Genomic DNA, 23,696 nt, shown 5'->3' with positions numbered 1-23,696 from the left:
CTCTCTTTTACCTGGCGCTGACGACGGCGGCGATGACGGCGGCGCCAATGCCGGAGCCGTCTTTGGTCAACTTCAAGCTTATGCCTTTGCCCGCCTTGCCTTCCAGCTCCCGCAGCGCCAATGCCAGATTCCGTCGATAGCCGGGATATTTCTCGAAAAGCGAGCCATCCACCGCCACCGTGACCCGCTTCGCGGAGCGACGCTCAATCCGTGTCATCGCCCCGCCTATCACCGCCGCCGCAATGCGGGCGGAACGCCGGGCCACAATAGAGGCGATTTTACGCAGAGTCCGGTGTTCCGCCGGGGTCAATACCCGTCCAAACAGTTCCAGTGAAAGTTTCCGCACGGCCTCCGGAGAGCCCGCCTCGAGGGTATCCATATGGAACCCATGGAATGACTCCTTGCCGGCAAACACCGGCGGCACACGGCCATTGAACAACTTTTCCTTCCGGATCACCTCAAGCACCACCAGCCGGAAGAGTTGCGGCAGGTATTTCCCGGAAATCATTTTCTCCGAAAGCTGATGCTTGGCATTTCCTGATTCCCGGTCCAATTGGCGGTCATAGGAGGTGGCTGGCAGCGACTTGGAGAAATTTCCGCACTCCATATTGATGATCATCCCCTTGCCGGAATACCCGCCAACCTCTTTCTTGACCCGCCGGGTAGCCACTCGTACGGCAATATTGAACCCGGTTCCCAGAATGACCCCCATGCCGCAATTCGGATCAAGGGCCGCCTGGGCCTGAAGCGTACCCACGGTATCATTGGCCAGGGCCACAATCTTAACGTTGGCCACGCCTTTACGGGCCAGCGCCTGCCTCTGGAGCTCTACCACTTTACGCCCCACCACGCCTTCAGCCGAAAACTCCTTGGTCCATTTGATGAGAATCCCCTCGTCGATCCCCAGCAGTTGCACCGGAAAGCTGAAGGTGTACCCTAGCGAGTAGGCCCCGGCGTGGTCTTTCAGGAATTTCCGGAGATACCCGGCAATGGCGTCAAAGAGCACATCGCCAGAACTGCTGATATGTTCGCGCGCCAGCTTGTACTTCGCCTCAGCCACCACCCGCGGCGCCTTTCCTGCGCCGGGCAGACTGACCAGCATGACCCTGAAATTGGTCCCCCCGAGATCGAGCGCCAGATACTGGCCTTTTTCCCGGCCACTGGCGGCATCGCAAAAGGCCGGCAACATGGCGAGGGAACTTTTCCGGCCGGCGAGGCCGGCATCCATTTCGGCCGTCATGGCCTTTTTGATGCCCCGCATACAGGGGAGCTTCACGTCAAACTGCTTCTCAAGGGTGTCAAGTAACGCTGATTTCATTCTTTATCTCCAAAAAGTTCCTGCGTTTGTACCGAACCCGGGGCGACTTATCACGCAAAATCAAGAGGACTTCACCACTGATTTAAGAAATGGGAGAAATCGAGATTAAGAGTATTTCACGCGAAGCCGCGAAGTCGCCAAGGAAATGCAAATGTTTGGCGATTTGTGTGTCTGGCAGGGTACACCAGCCATCAAAAATCGCCAAACGGGTTTTCTTGAATTCCAAAGAATTTTCGGACGTTTCCGAAATGGTCCGCATATGATCCTGTCAGAACCACGCCTTATCAGGCGCGGCTACGTAGCCGCCGCTGATAAGCGGTGGCCGGATCATGTCTTGCCCATTATCCTGACCTAGCCTGGCAGGAACCAAAAATGAGAGTTTTTCGTATCTGACTCCTTGCCAAAACTTGATAATAGTGGATTCAAGCCCTTGAGCTTCCTCATTCCCCCTGATGTCCGGGGAAAACCCGTTTGGCGATTTTTCATGGATGGCTAGTTACAGGGGAACCTACCGTGCTCAAAGCGCGCCAAGCCAGCCATGACAAATCGCCAAACATTTTGGGTATTTTTGAATTTCTTTCATTTCTTAAATCAGTGGTGAAGTCCTTCTTCACCGAACTTGCCTAACAGGACAAATTTCATCCCCCGCTTGACGTGGACGGCATCATCCGGCATCATGCCGTCCTTCCTGATCTCAAGGCGGGCAGTTAGCTCAATTGGTTAGAGCGTCTGGTTTACACCCAGAAGGTTACAGGTTCGAGTCCTGTACCGCCCACCAGCCTCCCCTCACAGCGCCACATGCAGAGGTTTTGACGGAGCAAAACCCTCCATTTGAGATTTCTCGACCTGTTCCAGTTATAATGGAGGGTTTTGCTCCGTCAAAACCTCTGGCCTACACATCCCGCAAAATCTTCAAGGTCCCGGCGGCGGTGGCTGACCAGGAGAAGCCCCGGGCGAACTCACGCCCTCTTTGAATGCGCTCCTGCCGCTCGGCGGGGGACCACCCTAATACCGTCTGAATTGCCGCAGGCAATGCCATGGGATCGTCCGGATTGAAATAACACGCCACCTCCCCGCCCACCTCGGGAATCGAGGCACATCGGGTCGTCACCACCGGCACCCCCGCCATCAACCCCTCCAATACCGGTAGCCCGAACCCCTCGTAGCGCGAAGGAAACACAAACGCATCGCAGCCCTGATACAGGGCCACTAGCTCAGGCTCCGACAGGCGCTTCAGACGGATCACGCGCGACGGATCCGGGAGCGCCGCCAGCGCTTTAGCCACCTCCGGCTCCCCTAGCCTGGAATTCCCCACAAGGACCAGGTTATGCGGAATGGCAGGCATCAGCTGCCCGAACGCGGTGATCAGGGCCTGCACATTTTTATGGGGATAGGTCGCGGCCACGCAAAGAAGATACGGGCGGTCAGAGGATATCAGCCGACCTAACGACTGGGCGCGAGTCTCCACCGGCAGGGGCACCGCAAAAATAGGGCTTGCCGCCAGATAAACCACATCGATAATACCCGCCTCAGCAGAAGTGTATTTAACAATCTCGCCTCTTGAAAATTTCGAGATCGCAATAATCCGTTTGGCCCGGCGGACTGCCGCCTTAACCAGGATATCGGTCGCCAGCCGGGCAGTAAAGGTCAAGTCGTGCGGAAAGGCCTTATACTGCATGTCCAGGATCGACACCACCTGAGGACAGGCCACCAGCACTGGCGCCGTGTAGCCGGGCGACCAGAGTACCTCCACGCCACTGGCCCGAACCTTCCAGGGTAGTTCCAGCTGCTCACGGAGAATGCGCACCGACCGGTTCATCGCACGGAATTTCAGTTGCACAAAGGTGATCCCCGGAAACGCCGCCAGATCGGCCTTCAAGGTGTCATGATTCTCCAGATTGGTGAACACCACCAGCCGGTCGGCCCCGGCCTGCTCCGCCATGGCCACCAGCGTCTTGCGGAGGTACGTCTCCGTTCCCCCGACTTCGCCGGGGATATAAAACAGCGTGTTCACGCCTATGGTTAAAGGTTTAGCGGTCATAAATACAGGAGTCACAATGCATGGAGGGTTTTGCTCTGTCAAAACCTTTCTAACCGCCGGCGGCGGACAGGGCCTTCTCCTGGCACGTAAATACAAGAAGACTTCACCACTGATTGAAGAAATAAAAGAAATACAGATTCAGCCGAAGAAATCCAAAATGTTGCGGCATTATTAATTCGGGGTGCTCAGTCTATTGGGTTACACGGTAACGCGTTAGGGTCTTCCCCAAATTAAAATCCCGCAACGGTGTTTCGGGTGACATTAAAGAATCATACTGGGATCATACCCTGAGCTTCCTCAATTTCCCCTGATGTCCGGGGAAAACCCGTTTGGCGATTTTTCATGGCTGGCTAGTTACAGGAGAAGCTACTGTGCCCATAGCGCGTTATGCCAGACATGACAAATCGCAAAACATTTTGGGCGTTTCTGGATTTCCCTCATTTCTTCAATCAGTGGTGAAGTCTTCTCTTTATATCAATGCAAGGAGCAGGACAGAGCGGCGCCCTCCATCGCGCTATCACCGGAATAACGATAATAAAATCGTTACTTCCGCAGATATACGGGACGCCACGGCCTCCTTATAATTCTCCTGATGTTGTTCTTCCGATCCCTCAAATATCTGGCGGCAGGGGCAGCCCTGAATATGACGCTCCTGGTGGTGCCGCTCATTTGGTCACCGGGCTTAACCGAGCAAGCCGACCTGCACCCGCCGTCCGCTTTCCACCCTTTGTCCGATCAAGGACTGACCGGACTGATCCAGAGGTTCACCGACGGGAGAGGTCAGGATTGGTTCCGCCTGACGCCGACGTCAGCCACAGCCGGCCATTCCGTGCTGCGCCTGGATTCCACCGCATTCCCCGAAGGCTGCCTCATCGAGTGGTTTTCAACGGAACGCAACGCCTTACGGGTGTGCACCGGAAATGACGAAACCACCGAACTGCCCTTCTGTGGCGCATTGAAGTCGCAAGCCATGCAGATTATCCAGCGCGGCACCTTTCCGCCTGACTGGCTGTCACAGGGAGTCAATCTGGGCGTTTATTCCCTGCCTGGCGCAGGGGTTTTCTTCCGCGTCATCCCCGCGCCTATTAAGGCATACCAGCCGTTTCGTCCTGCGGTCGCCTCCGGCAGCTTGGTCTGGCAAATCGGGGTGTGGCTCAGCTCAGTGTGGGTGGTGGCCGGCCTGATCAGCCGCTATGCCGGTTCGGGCCAAAAACGGTTTGCCCTGCTGGCGCTGGCCTATACATTCCTGCTCGGCTTCCTCTTCTTTGAGCGCCCCTTTGACGGCATGGCGGGGAGTATTGATCACGACGATGATTCCTATTATACCGCCTACACCCAAAACCTCATCAATCATAAAAGCCTGTTTTCCGCCCCCACGGAGTTGAACGTCGGCCGCCCCGTGATCCAGCACAATCACGGATTGCCGGGCACCGCGTTGTTCCTGGCTCCGGCGGTGTGGCTGTATAATGCCTGGGAACACCGGCCCTTCACTTCCCCGATCGATCTGCCCGCCTTGCGCTGGATGCGCCTGGCCAGCGCCACCTATAGCCTGCTGGCCACTGTTTTGCTTTTCCTGGCCGCCCACCAGATTGCCGTTTCAGGCTGGAATGTGCCGGTAGCCGCATTCCTGATTTCGGGAACGTCCCTGGCCAAATGGACGTATCAGCGGAGTATTTTCACCCATTCGATCGAACTCATGCTGCTCTGCGGCATTATTCTGCTGGCGATCTGGAGTAACCGAAGGGGGAGCGCGCCATCCCTGGCGACACCGAATGCCGGCAGGGACGCCGGCATCCACCTGGAGGAAGAAAAAGCCATGGTGAATTGGATGGGGCCTCTTGCGGGAGTCCTGCTGGGCGGACTATGCCTGGTACGCGGAGAATATTTATTAGCCATCCCGATTATCCCATTCCTTTTTAGATTCGGACCCGGGCAACCTCTCCGGGTTCGCGTCATCTTTGCCGGCAGCTTTCTGCTGGCCGTCCTTCCCTTTGTTCTATTCTACCGGCACGCGGTCGGGCAACTGACCACCGGCTACGGTTCTCTGGCCGGCAGTACGCTTGCCCCGCACAGACTGTCAGACTGGTGGAACCTGGATTTCTGGCAGGCCCTGGGCCACAACATCTGGGTCCTGTTTCAGAGTTATTGGGAGTCGGGCGTGATCTTGTTTTTCGGGGTCATCGCACTCCTGACCTTGCCTTCAAAGGGGCCGTCGTCCATGTTGCCAAAGGTCGCAACGGGACTTTTCATGGCCACGTTTCTTCTGGCGACCGCCTTCTTCCCGCTCCCGCTTGGCTCCGAATGGCAACACCGGTATTCACTCAAACTCTACCCATTTGCCCTGCTGGCCATCCTTGCGTGGCGAGCCAGATCACGCCACGTCCGATCTGCCCATCTTGTTTTGGCGGCGGCATTCCTGTTTTCACTGATGCGACAATTCTCCTCCTTTGAGGTCAATCAACGCGAGATCGCCGGGACTGGCATGGATACAGCCAAATGGATCTTCTCTGATGTCCAGTTACTGACCCGGGGATTGAGTGATACGCACTACGCGACCTTACACTGGTCGATGGTCATGATCACAGTGTTCTGGATGGCATTGGCGTTGATTGCCTGGCGGCGCAGCCGCTCTTTCAAATGGTGGCAACCTGTACTGGGGGCGGCGGGCCTGCTCATCATCGGGGCCCTTGCCTGGCGTGCCCCGTTCTGGTTGGTTCAGGAAGGACTGGAGGTTACCTATTTCCAGGGATCTGACTTTCAACAACCGATCTGCCGACGACTGGAGCCCCGTATCTGCTCCGATTACGGGTTCCAATCACCTGCAACCGGCGTGGGCCGCCATGATTACTCCGCCCGGTGGCAAGGCTCGCTGAGGGTCCCTGAAACCGGAACCTACACCTTCTTTGCGGAGAGTGGCGGGGGCCTGCGGATCCGGCTTGGAGACGTCTGGCTTATTGACAACTGGAAAAATTCAGACTGGCGTGGCAGCGGCCGCAAAGTGACCCTGCCACTCAAAGCCGGAGTGTATCCGCTCAAGGTTGAACATGGCGTCCGGAACGGGCCCGGTGCCCTTCGTCTGCGCTGGGATGGCGGCCCCATCCCCGAGGGCTCCATTGTCGGCGCCCCCTATGTGCGACGCCATTAAAACTCAAACACGGTTCCGGCTTCCGGCATCAGCATCTGCTTCAGGTAGGTGCGGCCGCTATTCGTCAGGCTACCGCCCTGGTAATCGATATAAAAAACCTTCAGGGTCCCTCCGTTCGCCACCGTGTTTCCGCCACCTCGATTGTCAATAGAGGCCCCACGGACATCGACGGAAGGGGCTTTGATCAATATGCCCCCTCCCGCCCCGCGGCCCCCATTCCCCCCGTCACCCGCAGGATAACACTCGTTGGCGATCCCTTCCCCCCGACTTCCTCCCTGGCTCTGCCCCGCCACCCAGGGAGATCCGCCGCCGGCCCCATAGCCCGGAGCCCCCGTTTGACCTTGCTGTCCGTTCCCTGCGGCTTTGCCGCACGCCAGAATCATTCCCCGGATTGTAATCGTATTACTGGCGATGAGAGAAATGGAGCCACCCCCGGCATTTCCCGCACCACCTCCTCCGCCACCGGCTGATGATGTAACATAGCGATAGCCGGCGCCACCCCCGCCCCCACCTCCGCCGCCGGACCCCAGGTTCAGCACTTCATTTGTGGTCACATCCCCCTGAAGCCCATTGGTGGCATAGCCGCCTGAGCCGCCGATGCCACCCGTACCTCCATTCCCATTCGCAACCCCGGCGGCACCTGAGGCTCCCGCCACCCCTGCAAAGGGGCCACTCCCGCCCGCGCCTGCGGCACCCGCCGCTCCCATTGAACTATTTACTGAACTTCCATTGCCACCCGCCCCTCCGTAGCCCCCCACATACCCGGCCCCCGTGGCATCCAAGGTGCCGGATATCGTGATGTTGGAGGCCGTGATTTGACTCCACCCATACTGGCCCCCCGAATAGGATTTGATGCTGACGGTCGTGCCGGTGGCGATCGTTACGGTCCCGATATTATAGTGATTACTCGCGATCGTCGCCCCTCCCGCGATCACCCAGTTACTCCCTCCATGGTCGCCACCCCCCAGATCTGTCCAGGCGAACCCCTTCAAGCATGTCACCACCAATGCCACCCCGATGCTCCATCCGATTTTTGTATTCATATGTATTCCTTTATTCTCATTTCCGTCAAAACCTTTCCTGCCGCAGGCGCTGACAGAGCAGCGCCCTCCATTTAAGATTCCACTCCTTATTCACCTGCTTAAATATCCTGCGTAATATTGCATTCCATGGTGGTTACCACCGGGTTCATTGATATTCTGTGGCGACTGCACCGTTTGCCAGGCACCATTCCCGAGTTCATAGGAGGGGTCGCCAAACACTTTGGAAATGGATGGCACAAAGTTCACCATCGGCACCAAATCGATACCGCTGGCACTCCCCTGTCCGAACGAACGGTTCCAATAATTGTCGGCACTTCTCAGACCCAGATAATTTCTACTGATATAGGCCTGCGAACCGAACCCCTGATAGCGGATCCGGTCCCGGATGCCGGGCTCATCCACAAGATCCAGGGCGCGACGGAACGTCATGGTGCCCTGACTGTGTGCCGTCACATCAATGGTCGGCGTGCCGGTGGCGGCAATCCCCCTCAACGCTGCGGCCCCTCTGATGGCCGTGATATCGATCAGCCCAAGCTCGTTCCCAATCGCCTGAATCGCATCCCCCACCATCCACCCATGCGTCCGATTAGCCACTTGAGCCACGACCCCCTCCCCCTTGACGCCACTGACCGTCCGCTTCATGTTCTCCGCATCCGCCATCGTATTGGCCATGCCATTGAAATTGAGCGCCCGGATCCCAGTCCAATGTGACCCCAGATCCGTCCACTGGCCTTCAAGGAAATCACCTGACAAAAAGCTGATGGGAAGTCCCCCCGCCACCAGCACGGCATCCAGCGCCCCATCCACCAACTGGTAGCCGGCAAAACTCCGGGAAAAGGGATTAACCACCTGCGAGCGCTCACGCACGGAATCAGCCGCCAACGTCGTGTAAATCGCCAGCAGGGAACGGGCCGGGGCCACGATCATTTCCTCAAGATGACTGACCACCGTCACCGCGCTCCCTCTCACCGCACTCACCCCCAGGGCCTTGAGTGAAAATGAGTCCGGCCCGGCCTTCGTGATGGGCGACGGGGCGACCCATGTCGCCGGTTTGGCGACCGGCCGCGGCTCACCCGGCAATGCCTCCACCAACGCGGCGGACACCCGGCTGGCCACCGGCGTCACGGCAGAGGCCAGCGCAAAATCAACCAACGCCTCCTTTGAGACCGCCCCTTCCCCAAACGCCTCCACCATATTCCCGCCATACATCGCGGCCCTGAGTGAGCCCTGGACTCCACCCGAGACCGGCGACTGCAGCAGGCCCAGACGCGAGGATGTCCCCGCCTGCACATACTCCCCGAAACTGGCGGGCGACGCCCCGGTACCCGGAGCGGCCATGAAGGTTCCCATCACCCCGCCGGCCGCCATACTGATCGCCGTGTCGCGGAACACCGTCTTGAAGCCCCCGCCCTCCATGGCCGTCCGGGCCCCGGACGCGACCAACGAACCCGTCCCCGACTGGGCCGCCATCTGAGGCCCCATATCAAATCCCGATTGCGCGGCGCCGTAACCGGCGCCATACCCGGCCACCGAAGCCGCCGAATGGATCGCCCATGATTGGGCAAAATCACCGATCGTCCCCTGCGATATCAGCGTGCTGGCCGCCGACGACACGCCCTGGATCATGACCGCCCCTGCCACAAAAGCCCCGTATGAGACGCTGGTTGCGGTCACCCCGACCGTCCCCAGCAGCGCCGCACCCAGCACGCCGCCTGCCCCGCAGGTAACCACGGTGGCCACAATGGCCACCGCCGCCATCGAATATTGCTGTTGCGTCGCTTTACGCTTGTTGCGCAACGCCGTTTCCTTCTGAGACGTGTTCGCAAAGTACTGATCGACACTGGAGGTCCCCATGCGGGTCATCTCGCCGCGCATGCGCTCATCGATCTGCCCCCCGCGCAGGTAATAATCCAGCCACCAGTCCCGCCGGAGATCGTTGGGCCCGACCGTTGCACCTAGCCGCGGAATGGAGGTGACGCCACTCATCAGCATCCGGGTCGCCTCCATCTCATTCACCCCCAGATGTTTGTAGCGCCCCACCATACTCTTGATTTCTTTCTGATGATCCTGCTGGTATTGGCTGACTGCCCGGGCAGCCCGCTCGTTCGCCGCCTGCTGCCTGCGCCGTTCCTCCTCAGCCTGGCGCAGGGCTTCCTCGTACTCCCTCTGTTGTCGCTCGATCTCACGCAGCTGGCCGTACTGCGATATAATCCACTCCCCGACCCGGCTATCGAGTTCCCCGTGATTCCAGCGATACAGCCCATAAGGATCAGAGAACAGGAGCGGATTGTTGCCGGCATAGGTATAAAGATTCAGCCCATCGGCATACCCGGCCGGATCCTGCTGAAAAAACCGGCCCAGTTCAGGAGCGTACACCCGGTTGCGATAGTGCAGCAGCCCTGACTCCTGATCCCACTGCCGGGCGGCAAACGTCCAGATATTTCCCAACCCGCTTCGTGCCAGCGGATTCCCATTTCCATCCAGTACCTGCATCTGGCCAAACAAGGAATATCTGAACTGCTCCACCGGGTGACCGGTCGCATCCGTGATGGCCGCAATATTGGCGCGCCAGTCCCGCAGGTAGTAATAGGCCTGACCCGCGCGCAGCAGCACTACAGGCGTATCAATCGTGTCGGCGAAAAGAGTGCTCTGCCCCCAACTCCCATTCACCTCCTCATCCACCAGCGCTTCACCATCGTAATAATAGGACCAATGCCCCCCTGCCGCGTCCTTACTCACCCGGCGGTTCAGGGCGTCATACGAATAGCGGGCCACGGGTACCCCATTGGAGAAAGCTTCCACCAGCCGCCCACGATAATCATACCGATAGCCGGCCGCTCCCCGGACCGTGAGGTTTCCATTTAAATCGTATTGGAGCGTTTCGGTCCCCACCCGCGTGTACTGATTCCCGGCATTGCTCGACCGACTAACCCGTCCCTCAACCGGATTGGAACTACTCAGCCAGTTGCCCAGCAGGTCATAGTCCAGTGATTCCCCAAAAAGCTCATTCAGCGCCTTCCTGGCTGTTACCCGGTTGGCCGCATCATAGGTGTAGGCCGCCCCTTCCCCGTTACTTTCGGACGACAGCGTGACATTTCCGTCAGGGTCCCGGCTTACTACGGCGTTGTAATCACAGTGACTTCCCTGCTGACGGAGAGTACTTAGCCGTTCCCGCACATCGTAGCCATGCGTTTCAACCACCCCGCTGGCATAGGTCACCGACTGGACGCGGCCATTCGGGGTATAGGCATAGCTCGCGTAGGTGACTGAGCCTGCCGCATTTTTTAGTTCCGTCAGCCGGCGATTCCCGTTAAAAACCCGCCTGACAGAGATCCCTGACGGCATCGTCAGCAGTCCGGGATTCCCGGCTGCATCAAACTGCCGCTGAATCAACCGGCCATTCTGCCACTCCCCGACCACCCGGTTCAACGCATCATAGGTATACGCCACCCGATTATCATCCGCACTGGTCGCTGGATTATTGAAATCCACGGCATTGGTGAGTCGTGACAAGCCATCATGCTGAAACGTTTTAGCAACGCCATTATCCACCCATTCCGCCGTCAGCCGATCCAGCGCATCGTACCGGTTTGATACCACCACTCCATCCGGCTTGAGCGTCCAGGCCAGCCGGGTTCCATACTGGTACCCCCACCGGGTCGACCTCCCGAGTTCATCGGACTGCCACACCTTATTCCCGCAGGTATCGTAAGCGCTCGCGACCGTTCCCCCGTTTGCATTCGTCACGCGGATGGGCCGATTGGCCGCATCGTAGGCCATGAAGGTCCGCGCCTCCGCGGGGGTTCCTTTCGCCTCGACGGTCTCGACCACATTTCCCACGGCGTCATACGCCAGCTCCGAACGAATCCCCCGCCAGTCCACCCGGGCGACCACCCGGTTCAGCACATCGTATTCCGTAATCAGCTGGTCACCTCCATCCATCTGCCGGATGACATTGCCCCACTTATCGAACTCCTGCCGGATGACCCGCCCATTGGGCTGGACAGTGGCCACCGCATGACCCAGGTTGTCGAAGTCAGTGCGGGTGCTGTTTCCGAGCGCATCTACAGCGGTGACCGCCCGACCCAAGGCGTCATAGGTCTGATGCGTCACGAAGCCGCGCGGGTCCTTCCGGCTAATGGCCAGCCCCCGCTCATCATAGGTGGTTTCCTCTATCGTCTCATCACCCGTGCCCCGGGCCGACGTCTCTTTCACCAGTAAGCCCCGTGCATCATAGGCATACTCGTTCACCGCCCCGATTTGATTCCGGTTACTCACCAGGCGATCCGCCACATCATAGAATGTCCAGCTCCGTTGTTCCTCCGGCAGCCCTTCGGCGGCGATCACTTCCTGAACCCGGCCCAGTTCGTCATAATAGGTTACCGTGGAAACGCCACGCGAATTGAGGGACCGGATCGTCTGCCCGGCGGCGTTATAGGTGAGCCGCGTCTGATTTCCGGCGGGATCTGTCACCCGGGTCACATTCCCGAAGGCATTGAACTCAAACCGGGTGACCGCTCCCAGCGGGTCAGTCACGGCGGTAACCGCTCCGACCGCATTCACCTCCTGATACGTGGCTTTCCCGTTGGCGTCCGTCGTCACGACCGGCCGGCTGTTTCCGTTGTAAGCGGTCGTTGTGGCATGGCCCAGGGCGTCTGTTTTCCGGATCAGGTTCCCTTCCGCATCATACTCCAGCCGGGTGTGATGCTGACCGAGTGCCGTAACCAGGGCCTGAAGCCGGTCGCGGTCACGCACGGTCACACGCCCATCGCCATCCAGATCGCCAACGAGTCTCGCTGATACGAGCCGTTGCGCCGGGTCCGAGCCCTCACGCAACTCGTCCTGAGTGCCACGGGTGTCCCCATCGGGATCAGCCCCCAGCGCATAGAGTTCCTGAATCTCCGCCAGACTGAGCGCACGGTGATACATCCGGACTTCATCCAGTCCTCCCGCAAAACAGAGATTGGTCGCCCCCACATCACACCCGATACCCCACGGCAAGGGCGGGTTTTGTCCCATCAAACCCTCCTCCAAAAGGCGCCGACAGAGCGGCGCCCTCCATTCCGATGGAGGGTTTTGCTCCGTCAAAACCGCTTCCCTCAGCACCATCTGGCCATCCACCCAGAGGCTCACATTGCTCCCACTGAACACCGCGACCAATTGAGCCCACTCCCCTGCCGGAAGGGTCACCGGCGCCGACACCACCTCCGGCACATGGCCGGGCAACCTGACCTCAGGCCTACGCCGGGTCAGTTGAAGTCCCACGCCCCCCTGCCGCACGACCACCGCTTGCGTCCCCGTCGCGTTCCCTCCATCCGGCCGGACCCACGCCATGAGCGTCATATTGCTGGAGAGGTCAAGCAAGGATGAGCCGGGGGTTTGAATCCCGCTTGACACCCCGTCACATTCCACGGCCCGCCCCACCCGGCCAATCGTACTGGTGGGTGCCCCGCCACCCAACCACACCCCATCGAGCTGGTTACTGGAACTGTCGACCATCACCAGCCCGTTGGTCTCATCCAGCCGGTACCACGCCGCCAGACCCACCGCGAGCGAATCCTGCATGGCATTGAAATCATTGACGACTTCGACTCCGTCAGCAAACCCATCCCCATCCGTATCTGCCTTCAGGGGATCACAGCCATTATCCGCCTCACCATCCGCATAGCCATCCCCATTCCGATCCACGCCTTGCAGAAAAAGACCAATCGGCATGACCCCGTCATGTCCATCGACCAGGCCATCGCCATCGCTGTCCGGATTGCGGGGGTCAGTGCCCAGCGCCCATTCTTCAAGGTTGCTGAGGCCGTCCTGATCGGGATCGGTCTCGGCATCGGACGAATGGGATGGATCCGACGGATAGGAGGAAGAAAAGCCAAACTGCCGCTCCCAAGAATTCGGCAGCCCATCGCCATCATCGTCGAGGCTGGCGGGCTCGTTCGTGGTAATGGCCAGGGAGTCAATATATCCTGACCCGCTATCGGGCGCCGATACCCGGAACAGCGAGAACTCATTCACCGGATGCGCAAACGGGAGCGCGGCGGCCACACACACTCCATTAAGCCAGAGTGCCCAGCATTGCGTTTCATAATCGGCCTGCACCGTGAACCGCGTCCACGCGGAGGTCGACACCGGCTCCTGGGTGGACACCGGCTCCCAGCCCGACGCCGTGCACACCATGACTTGTCCTGTCCGATTGACAAAGAATCCGGTAGCGGCGCTTGCCCCCACCCTAGGCGGGCTTTCAAGATCGCTTCTCACCGGGCGGGCTTGGAAGTCAATCCAGACCACCGCCTGGCCACCGGCCGCCACCACCCGGGAAACGCTCCCACTAACCGACACCCGTAAGGCCTGTTGACCCGCATAAACACAATTCGTCTGAATCCAGGCGCCGCTCGTGGCACTCGCCACCCACCCCTGCTGACCGGCGAGGCTCCCGTTGGTTATCGCCGGGGCCTCGAACGGCTCCAAAAGAGGAAGCCCATCAAAGTGATTTGAGACCGCCGGATCGAAGCCAAGCCGGGTTTCCGCGCTATCGCCCATCCCATCGCGATCGCTATCGGCATTCTGCGGGTCCGACCCCAGCCGATACTCCTCGTTATTGGCAAGGCCGTCATGGTCCGGATCACCTCCGTCCGCCAAATCAGACCAATCGGACAGATAGAATCGGTCGGATAAGTCCGAGCGATCGGCTGACACCAAAATGGCATCGAGATAGGCCGGCCGCTGCGACGCCTGTTTCACCAGCAGTCCGGAGTATTCACGCGGAGCACTGGCGGCGAATACAAGCCCCGTCGCCACCGGCCAGCCGTCCAGGTAGAGGCTCCATATCCGGTTACTGTAATCCTGACAGGTTGTGAAACGCGTCCAACTGTTGGTCACCAACACCGGGGCGTTCGTCAGCGTCACCCAATGAGTGGAATCCGACACCACGAGCCGACCGTCCCGATCGACATAGAAACCGGCCGTCGTGGCAGGCTCCAGAACCGGCGGGGCGGCTTCAGTACGGAACACCGGGATACTCCGTAAATCGGACCAGACCATCGACTTCCCGCCCGCCGCGAGCGGCTGATAGAGGGACACCGGAGCCATCTGGCCACCCAACTGCAATGCCTGCGTACCGGCATACACCCGGTTCGTGCCGACCGCCGCGCCCGCGGCATTTGTCAGACCCTGCCACCCGTGCTGCCCGGCAAGAAGCCCATTGGTAACGCCAGGCGCCTCAAATGACTCACTGAAGGGGAGGGCCAGATATGAGGCAGCCTGGGTGGGCGACAGCCCACGCGCCTGCTCGGTCCCATCCCCGAGCCCATCCCCATCACTGTCGGGATTGAGGGGATCGAGACCGAGCCGGTATTCGTCGAGATTGGAGAGCCCATCCTGATCGGGATCGGATGAATCCGACATATGAAACGGGTCAAGTCCATGGAGCCACTCCCAGTCATTCGGCATGCCGTCGCCATCACTATCGATGTCTCCCGGCGCCACGGCAGTCACCCGGATATCGTCCAGCCAGGCGTTGGTATAACTGGGGCCTGAAAATCGCGGACCGACACAACTGGTCACCCGGTGCACAAACCCAAGCGACTCAACCACCGGCGTTCCATCCAGACAGAGGCTCCACACTTGATTCGAGAAATCCTGCATCACCGTAAAGCGACTCCAGTTGGTGCCGGTGATCGCGGGCACGTTGGTCAGTTCCAGCCAGTTCGAGCCACTCGCCACCACCGGATAGCCAGCCGCACTGATGTAGAAGGCGGCCGTTGAGGCGGCGTGCAGGGAGGGCCGCGCCGTCCGAAGACGCTGAACAGGGATCACCCTGAAATCGGTCCACGTAGTGACGCCCGGCGCGCCTTTGAGAATCTGGACCAGACGGGCCGCCTCGTTGGTGGTGGCCGTTAAGCTTAACGCCTGGAGCCCTTCACTTGAGCGATTGGTTCGCACCATGGCCCAATCGGGGAGCGTAGCCAACCACCCATGCTGGCCATTCAACTCGCCCAAGCTGATCGCCGGGGCTTCAAATGGTTCAACAAAGGGAACCGTTGCTGTAATGGTGTTATCAGCCTGGGTCGGCGAGGTCTGCAGGGCCCACTCAACCCCATCGCTGAGCCCGTCGCCATCGCTGTCGGAATTGCGCGGATTGAGGCCCATCTGAAATTCCTGGAGATTGGAGAGGCCATCGAAGTCGGGGTCAAAATCCGCTGGATCGGACGGATCCATCGGGTGATACGGATCAAGCCCATGCGCCTGCTCCCACTCATCCGGCAGGCCATCGCCATCCGAGTCGACCGTGAAGCCGGCGGGCGTATTGGTGGACACCGTGATATCGTCGAACCGGGCCTGCTGAAACAAGGCACTGCGTAACTGCAATCGGGACAGTTCCGGAACCCGCGAGGCAAAGGGCAGACTGTGGACCACATTGGTACCGTCAAGCCACAGCCCCCAGCACTGTCCCGCGTAGTCATGGCGGACGGTAAGCCGGGCCATGGCACCCAACTCCAGCGGTGCCGCATTCGTCTGGCAAACCCATCTGCCGGGAATCAAGCTGGCGTCATAGACCATGAGGCGACCGTCCCCATTGAAATAAAACGCCGAAGCCACCCCCGCCGATACCGATGCCGGCGCGCCAGCCAGACGTCGGACGGGAGCCGCACGTAGTTCAATCCATATGACCCCAAGACCATGCGTAGCCAGCGGATGCATGATCAGACTGCCCGAATCAGGATTCGCTCCCAGGGTCAACTCCTGCAGACTGTCCGTAACGGAATGGGTGACCACCCAGGCCACATTGCTCCGGTCCCCGCTCCACCCATTCTGGCCGGCCAGTTCGCCGCAGGTCACAGAGGGGAGTTCAAATGACTCCACGAAGGGAAGCCTGGTATGGTTATTCGCCAAGAGGGGTGACGTTCCGTTCAACAGTTCCGCGCCATCGCCCATTCCGTCGCCATCCGAATCCCCGTTGTCAGGATCCGTACCCGCCTGCCATTCCAACGCCCGCGACAAGCCATCCCCATCTGCGTCACTCTGCCCATCCTGTGGCCATTCGGGATCCAGTCCCCATTCCCGCTCCAGATAGCCGGGCAGCCCATCCCCATCCTCATCCGGATCCTGAAGCACAAAATCGATCCCACTCACAACGCCCGTGACCCGAACCGGATTGAACACATACAGGCCAGACGCCTCCCAGGAGTCACACACGGCGTTCGGGTTTGAATCCCGCCACGCCTCGACCGCCCAATTGGTCTGTTGGCCGTCGACCACCAGATGATACGGCCCGGGCCCGGCTCCATTCGCGACCGCCTCCAGCCCCAAGCCTGACCAGGGACGGGCGATCACCCGGACCCGCCCCGTTTGGACGCCGGAATACCCGATGACCCCGCTGATGGAGGGAGAGAAACGGACCCCGTTCAATTGAAAATCAAACGCCTGCTTCACCTGCCCGATGTTGACAGGACTGTAATCCGCCCAGGCTCCATAATCAGCCCAGGGATAGTCAGCCACCACGCCTTCCTCCATTAACCGCTGGTAATACGGGGCCAGCACTTGCTTGAGCTGTCCCAGATTGACCAGCCCGCCCGGATCGCCAGCCATCAGATTAGTTACTCCTGCCCGAATGGCGTCATTCGCCCCACCGGGTAATTTGGCTTCGAGTTCAGCACCCGCCTGCCCGGCCAGCCAGCACAACTGCCCTCGGATTACAGGCGCATAGTCGTTAGGCAGCACGTTGGTATCCACCACTCCGCGGTACAGCCACCAATCAGGAGCGGCGAGAGCGACGGAGGTTGCAAAGAGCAGAGCATAGAAACAATAAAAGAACGCACGCCTCTTAATGGCGGGAGTTCGCTGGCGCCGACAGAGCGGCGCCCTCCATTGAATATTTCCAGAAATGGAGGGTTTTGCTCTGTCAAAACCTCTTTGTAGCAGGGACGACAGTAAAGAAATTGCACGCCTCATTGCAGGCCCCCTTCCAGCGCCGTCACATCGGCGGCGTCGATGTGCCCGTCTCCATTCACGTCCGAGCGCATCAGGACATCCAGGGAAACATCCGGCAAGGCGTCATTTCGAGTACTTAAACGGTTAAGTGGATCGTAGCCCAGCAAAACGGCCCTGCCGTTGTCGTCAATCACGGCCACCCGATTGCCATTGGGATCGTACCGGAAACGCGTTCGCTGACCCAACGCATCGCGCCGTTCTGTTTCCCGGCCGCACCCGTCATAGGTGATCTCCGAGCGATACCCGGCCGGATCGGTGGTGGCGGTCAGTTCATTGAAAACATTCCACTCATAGGTTGTCCGGTGACCCAGGGGATCTGTCGTCGCCACCCTTCGACCGATGGCATCATAGTCAGTCCGCCAGACCGCACCCTGATAGTCCACCTCCTCCACCGGCTGATTCCGTGAATCATATTCAAAGCGTTTGGTCCTCAACACCGTGCCCCCGGCATTGCGAACGGACTCGGCCACCACATTCCCATTGGCATCGCGCGTAAATTCGGTGATCAGCCCCATGGCATTGCGACTGAAACTCTGGCGGCCCAGCCGGTCGTACCCCCGGGACTCACTGCGGCTTTCGCCATCGGACGCCACGCTCGTCCGGTTCGTCACCCGCCCGGCGGCATCATAGGACACCTGCGTCCGGAGCCCATTGGGCGCCCGTTCCTCAACCAACCGGCCCAGGCCATCATAGCGGTTCTGCTTAAGATTTCCTTCCGGATCCTGCAGGACGATCAGGCGGCCCGCGGCGTCATACTGATGCCGTGTGACACCCCCGCGCCGGTTGATGGCCCGCACCACCCGGCCCAGTGCATCATATTCAACACTGGCGGTCTGCCCCATCGCATCGGTGGTCTGGATCAACCGGTTGAGCGCATCATACCGAAACCGGGTCTGGTTCCCCCGGGCGTCAACACTATTGGTTCTGTTCCCATTGGCATCGTAACCCATGTGCAGTGCCTGGCCCAACGGGTTCCACTCCGCCACCACCCGGCCGGCATAGTCCACCTCGTACCGGGTCCGGCGGGCATCGGCTCTCCCGGCACCAACGGTCTTGAGCACCTGCCGCCCCAGCCCGTCATAGCCATAGGTGATGACCAACCCTGAGGGCAGCCCTTCCCGGACTTTATTCCCTGCGGGGTCGTAAGCGAGATACAAGGTGTTTGAAGCCGGGTCACTGATCGCAACCGGTCGATTCAGGACGTCATACTCATACCCGGTCCGCCCGCCTCTCCGGTCGGTTTCCCCTGTCACATTTCCGGCCGCATCCAGGGTTCTGCAGGTCTGATACCCGCCGGCATCCACAGTGTTGGTCAGACGCCCCAGACGGTCATACTCAAACAGGGACACGGCTCCATCCGGTGACTGGACCCGCACGGGATGATCGCCGGCATCCAGTTGCCGGCTTTCCGCGCCCCCCAGCGCATCCACGGTGTTAGTCACCCGCCCCAGCAGATCCACCTCATACCGGGTGGTCGCACCGGCCTCATCCGTGCGGGTCCGCATCTGGCCATAGACGTCATAACTGAAGCGTTCCATCGCGCCCAGGGCGTCCACCCGGGCCAGCACATGGCCGCGCGGGTCATACTGCGTCCGGGTCACGCCGCCTGCCGCATCACGTTCCTCGATCGGGCGGTCCATGACATCATAGGCTTGGCAGGTCACCGCCCCGCAGGCACCGGTAATGGCCAGCAGATTTCCCACCGGGTCAAACGCACGACCGGTTCTGGACAGGGCGGAACCGGGCCTTCCTGAAAGGGTGGACATCACCGCCCGCCCCAATGGATCATAGACCGTGGAGGCGCTTACGGAGGCAACAAGGCCGACCCCTGAGACTTTGTTGGTGACCCGGTTGGCGGCATCATATTCATAACGGGTGGCCACTCCCCGCGGATCGGTCTCGCTGATTTTGTTATCACGCAGGTCATACTCAAAGACGACGCTATGCCCAAGCGCATCGGTCGTGCGGATCAAGCGTCCATAGGCATCGTATCGCGAGGTGGTCACGCCCCCTCTCTGATCACGTAGTTTCCAGAGCTTGCCGCGCCCGTCCAGCGATTGCGTGATGTGGAAGCCGAGCGCATCGACGGTATTCGTCACGCGGCCTGCGGCGTCATAATAAAAGGTTTTGGGCACTCCCAGCGCATTGGTCTCACTGGTGACATGGCCCTCTTCGTCATAGGTGTTACGGGTACTGTGCCCCAGCGGGTTGACCCGGGCTGTCAGCCGCCCCAGGGGATCATAAAGGCAGGAACTGACCCGGGCATCCGGGCGGCCAAACCCCTCTACCTGGCGTATCAACCTGCCTGCGGCATCCCACTCATACCCGCTGACGGCCCCTCCACTTACGACCTCACGAACCTTATTCCCGCACCGGTCGTAGGCGACCTGATGCTTCGTCCCGTCCGGATCATCCGTTGCCACCAGCCGCCGGTGCCGGTCATACGTGAAAGTCGTGCGGTGGCCATGCGGATCCACAGAGGCGACTTTGAGTCCTCGGGGATCATACTCGAACCGGTTCGTCGCCAGCCCGCCTTTGATTTCCATGACCACCCGATCCGCACTGTCATAGACGGACGAGCTCCATTCGATCCATTTCCCCGTGGCATCCACGAGGCAGGAATTCGTGAGGTTTCCGCAGGCGTCATAGCCCTGGTGCCGGACATTGCCGAGCGGATCCGTCTCAGCGAGAATCTGCCCGGCCGCATTATAACGGAAGAGCGTGGTCCGGGCATCGCGCCGGCCAACACCCACGGTTTGATTCGTGATCCGGTTCAGCGCATCACAGGCATAGGCGATCGTCAGCCGCTCGGGGCGATCCGCTTCAGGACACCTGGGATAGCCCGCCCACTGATAGGTCTCCATCGATTTGTTTCCCTGCACATCGTATGTGGTCGTCACCCGGTTCCCCGCCGGGTCAACGGCGAGGATGGGGTTGTTGTTGCGATCATACACACAGGATGACCCGACGCCCCGCCGGTCAAAGGTGGCAATACCATTTCCCCGCTCATCCCGAATGGTCTCACGGGTCTGCCCCAGTGCATCCGTGAGCCGCCAGGGATAGCCATTTTCATCATACTCGGTCACCGTCTGCCCGCCCAACCGGTCCGTTAGGCAGAGGGGACGTCCGTCGGCATCATATTCGATGGTCTCCGCCCGGCCGTACGGATCCAGGTGTGCGATTTCCAAGTTGCGACCATCCACCTGCCGGCCTTCCGCAGCCTCCTCGAGGGTTCCTGCGGCATGGATGATATTGGTGAGGCAGCCGTTCCGGTCATACTGATACCGCGTTTCAATTCCGGCCTCATCCCGTTCGGACAACTTCCAACCGCCCGCATTAAACGTGGCATGGCGGCGCCCTCCGTCCGGCGCGGTCACCCGGGTGCAATTCCCGTAGGCATCCGCCTCGTACACCGTTTCAAAGCCCCGCCGGTTCCGGCTTTTGACGACATTCAGGCCGTTCTCATCATACGCGGTATCTTCCACAGCCCCGTCCGCATCCGTGGTCCGGACCACGTTTCCATAGCGGTCATACGCCATCGTGGAGATATTCCCCGCCGCATCGGTCGTCCGGATCAATCGCCCGCAGGCATCATAGTCCATCGTCGTTACCCGGCCGGCCGGATCCCAGGTCCGGACCGGCTGATTGAATACGAGATCATAGTCATACCGGCGCGTGTGATTTTCGGGATCCGTCCAGGCGACCAGATTGTTACGACCGTCATAGGCAAACTGCTGGGCGCAACCGCCCCGGTCACTGGACACCAGATTGTGCGACATATCGTAGAAGTAGAGCCAATCCAGCGGATCCCGCCCGGGATCAAAATGCCGGTAGGCCACTTTCAAGGTGAACCCATCCAGCCACACGGGCACGGCATTCGTAGATCCGGCGGGGAGGGTGATCTTTGCCGTCAGGTTGCTCACATCGGCCCAGGTCCATTTGCTCCTCGCGCGGGTGATATCAAACACCACCCAGGCGGCGTTACTTGACACCCAATTGGTGGTGGCCATCCCGACCACGGATAAACAGACCGGGTTCGTCGCCATTCCTTTTACAGAAATGACCACCTTGACAATGTCATTACTCAGCCCCGGCACCGCAAACCCCCACCCCGATACGGCGAGGGCGCTATTGGTTCTCAGGGCCGGATTATACGCCATCCATCCGTCCGCGCCACCCAGCGCGCTTTCAATGTTTTTCCAGACTGAAGTATCCAGCGAGGAAACATTGGCGGCGGGATGCTGGGCGACTAAATTGATCCCGTCACTTTCGCCATACGTCAGCTCCCCCTCGCGGACATAGACCTGACTGATATCATTGGAGGAGTTATACACGACGCCCTGGATGCTTTTTGAGCCGGGTCGCCAGGAATAGGTTGTACCCTTGAGATAGAGATAATCCACCTCATTGGACAGGCCTTCCGCCCTTTCCCCGTCCCAGTAGCGACAGACCCGGTCGGGCGTACTATTGGTGGTGTAATACGCAAGAGTGACGGCATGTCCCACGGGATCCGTCCGGCGCACCAGATTATGGCGCAAGGTCACCGCCCCTTCCGTGTCGGCATACTCATACCGCGTGACCGCCCCCAATACATTGGTAACCGCCACCAGATCATCCCCGCGATAGGCATAGCCGACAGACCGTCCCAAATGGTCGGACAGCCCCGTAATCCGCGCGTCCGGCAGCCCATTCTCATAGCTGAACGTAATGGATTGCCGCAAATCATCCGCCATGCGGAGCAGCCGCCCGGCCTCATCATAGTGAAAGGCCAACGTATTTCCGCTGGCATCCGTTTTGCGCAACAAACGGCCATCCAATGCAAACGCCAGTCGCGTCCGGTTCTTGTTGTTGATCCAGTACTCGTTATTGGTTTTAACCAGCTCAAAGGTGGAGCCGGGCAGATACTTATACTCGCCTCCGGCATTCCGGGTGTAGGTAATGCCCAGATGAAAGGTGTCAACAATCACATCCATGGGCACATTCTGGGTATAAGCGCCCAGTTCCAGCCGGGCCTGAACGGCATTGACATCGGCCCAGGTCCATGACGCCCGGTCGGCGGTGATATTCACATAATCAAAATCATAGGCCCGGTGGCCCCATCCGACCGAGGCCGCACCTCCTGCGGAGAGATTCAACGAGACACCGTATTGCGGATGATCCGAGTCATAAGCGGTTGCCCCGATTGAGGCCAGATCGACCTGCAGGATGGTGGAGGGCCCGGCCGGCGGGGAAAATGTCCAGCCGCCGACCACCAACGGTTGCAGGGAGGCGATGGGCCCATAGTAATGGGCCACATTCCCATATCCACCAATGGCATCAGGTGCGCCGGTCGCTTGGGTTCCCTGGCTCCAGGAAGAGGCATTGAGACAGACCCGGGCATACGCGCTGGTATAAGAGACGTCCGGCATGATGGGGATGGTTCCATCCGGAGTCACATAGTGGATCACCAAATCACCGGGAAATTCCAGGTGTTCCCCCTGGTTCCAGTCCCAGCCGTAGCCAAACACGCCACCGGCTTCCCGCCGGCTCCGGTAATTACGGCAGACCTCGAGATTCAAGCCACGCGATTTGATCCGGATATCCGGCGCCTCGCGCTGAACGAATTCACCGGTGGCCATCTCCACGGGAATCCCGGAGAACCGTTTGATCACCACCGCCGAGGGGGCCGCCTGCGGGGCGGCATGGAGAGGGAGGCAAAAAGAAAGCCAACAGGCAAAAAGAAAGCCGCCTGCTTTGACCCGGCGCCAAATGGAGGGTTTTGTCCCGCACGCGCGATCAAACGCTTTGATAAAGGGCCTCACCGACCGACCCCGTTTGTATAGGGGCCCATTCCCAGATCGCCCTGGGGAGGCAGATGCTGGATAACGGCACGCTGGATGGTGGCTTCACCGCTGATCACCAGATTGGTGATGGCCAACGTACTGCTGCTTAAGGTCCCATTCACGGACAGATTGGTTTTCACCACCATACTGCCCTCCACGGTCAGTTCGCCGGCGGGCGACGTCCAGATCATGCCCATCAGCCCTAGCCCGACCATTAGCCCCACCCGATCCATGTTATTTTTCACTTTTTGCTCCTTCGTTAACCCGGCGCCGACAGAGCGGCGCCCTCCTTTTAGATTTCACTCCCTATCCTGCCTAATGGAGGGTTTTGCTC

General features: G+C 59.7%; 7 protein-coding genes and 1 tRNA gene. 2 read left to right on the top strand and 6 right to left on the bottom strand.

Annotation, left to right across the window (positions count from 1 at the left end; all coding sequences use genetic code 11):
- Nucleotides 1–7: 7 nt before the first annotated feature.
- Nucleotides 8–1,318 carry a hypothetical protein gene (locus WCS52_02805; GenBank protein MEI6166101.1) on the bottom strand — a complete coding sequence of 437 codons (1,311 nt, stop codon included), beginning with the start codon at nucleotides 1,316–1,318 and terminating at the stop codon, nucleotides 8–10.
- Between the two features lie 701 nt (nucleotides 1,319–2,019).
- On the opposite strand from WCS52_02805, the gene WCS52_02800 reads away from it, so the two are divergent.
- A tRNA-Val gene (locus WCS52_02800) sits at nucleotides 2,020–2,096 on the top strand.
- Between the two features lie 114 nt (nucleotides 2,097–2,210).
- Here the strand turns inward: WCS52_02800 and WCS52_02795 are convergent.
- Nucleotides 2,211–3,359: a glycosyltransferase family 1 protein gene (locus WCS52_02795; GenBank protein ID MEI6166100.1), complete on the bottom strand. Its 1,149-nt coding sequence runs from the start codon at nucleotides 3,357–3,359 to the stop codon at nucleotides 2,211–2,213.
- Between the two features lie 592 nt (nucleotides 3,360–3,951).
- On the opposite strand from WCS52_02795, the gene WCS52_02790 reads away from it, so the two are divergent.
- On the top strand, nucleotides 3,952–6,504 hold the full coding sequence (locus WCS52_02790) for a PA14 domain-containing protein (GenBank protein ID MEI6166099.1): 2,553 nt from the start codon (nucleotides 3,952–3,954) through the stop codon (nucleotides 6,502–6,504).
- Here WCS52_02790 and WCS52_02785 read toward each other — a convergent pair.
- From WCS52_02785 to WCS52_02770, 4 genes are all read right to left on the bottom strand, one after another.
- Complete coding sequence (locus WCS52_02785; GenBank protein MEI6166098.1) at nucleotides 6,501–7,547, bottom strand: hypothetical protein; 1,047 nt, start codon at nucleotides 7,545–7,547, stop codon at nucleotides 6,501–6,503. The genes WCS52_02790 and WCS52_02785 overlap by 4 nt on opposite strands.
- Before the next feature lie 90 nt (nucleotides 7,548–7,637).
- The gene (locus WCS52_02780; GenBank protein ID MEI6166097.1) at nucleotides 7,638–17,501 is read right to left on the bottom strand and encodes a LamG-like jellyroll fold domain-containing protein; all 9,864 of its coding nucleotides are present in this window, start codon (nucleotides 17,499–17,501) and stop codon (nucleotides 7,638–7,640) included.
- Nucleotides 17,498–23,341 (bottom strand): DUF6531 domain-containing protein, encoded by a 5,844-nt coding sequence (locus WCS52_02775; GenBank protein ID MEI6166096.1) that lies wholly within the window; start codon nucleotides 23,339–23,341, stop codon nucleotides 17,498–17,500. Before WCS52_02775 ends, WCS52_02780 begins: the two co-directional genes overlap by 4 nt.
- Nucleotides 23,338–23,607 carry a hypothetical protein gene (locus WCS52_02770; GenBank protein ID MEI6166095.1) on the bottom strand — a complete coding sequence of 90 codons (270 nt, stop codon included), beginning with the start codon at nucleotides 23,605–23,607 and terminating at the stop codon, nucleotides 23,338–23,340. Before WCS52_02770 ends, WCS52_02775 begins: the two co-directional genes overlap by 4 nt.
- Nucleotides 23,608–23,696 lie beyond the last annotated feature (89 nt).

It is taken from the genome of bacterium, from assembly GCA_037128595.1.
Lineage (GTDB): Bacteria > Verrucomicrobiota > Kiritimatiellia > CAIKKV01 > CAITUY01 > JAABPW01.
The sequence above is the reverse complement of the archived record's forward strand: the minus strand, read 5'-3'. Positions and strand labels throughout refer to the sequence as shown.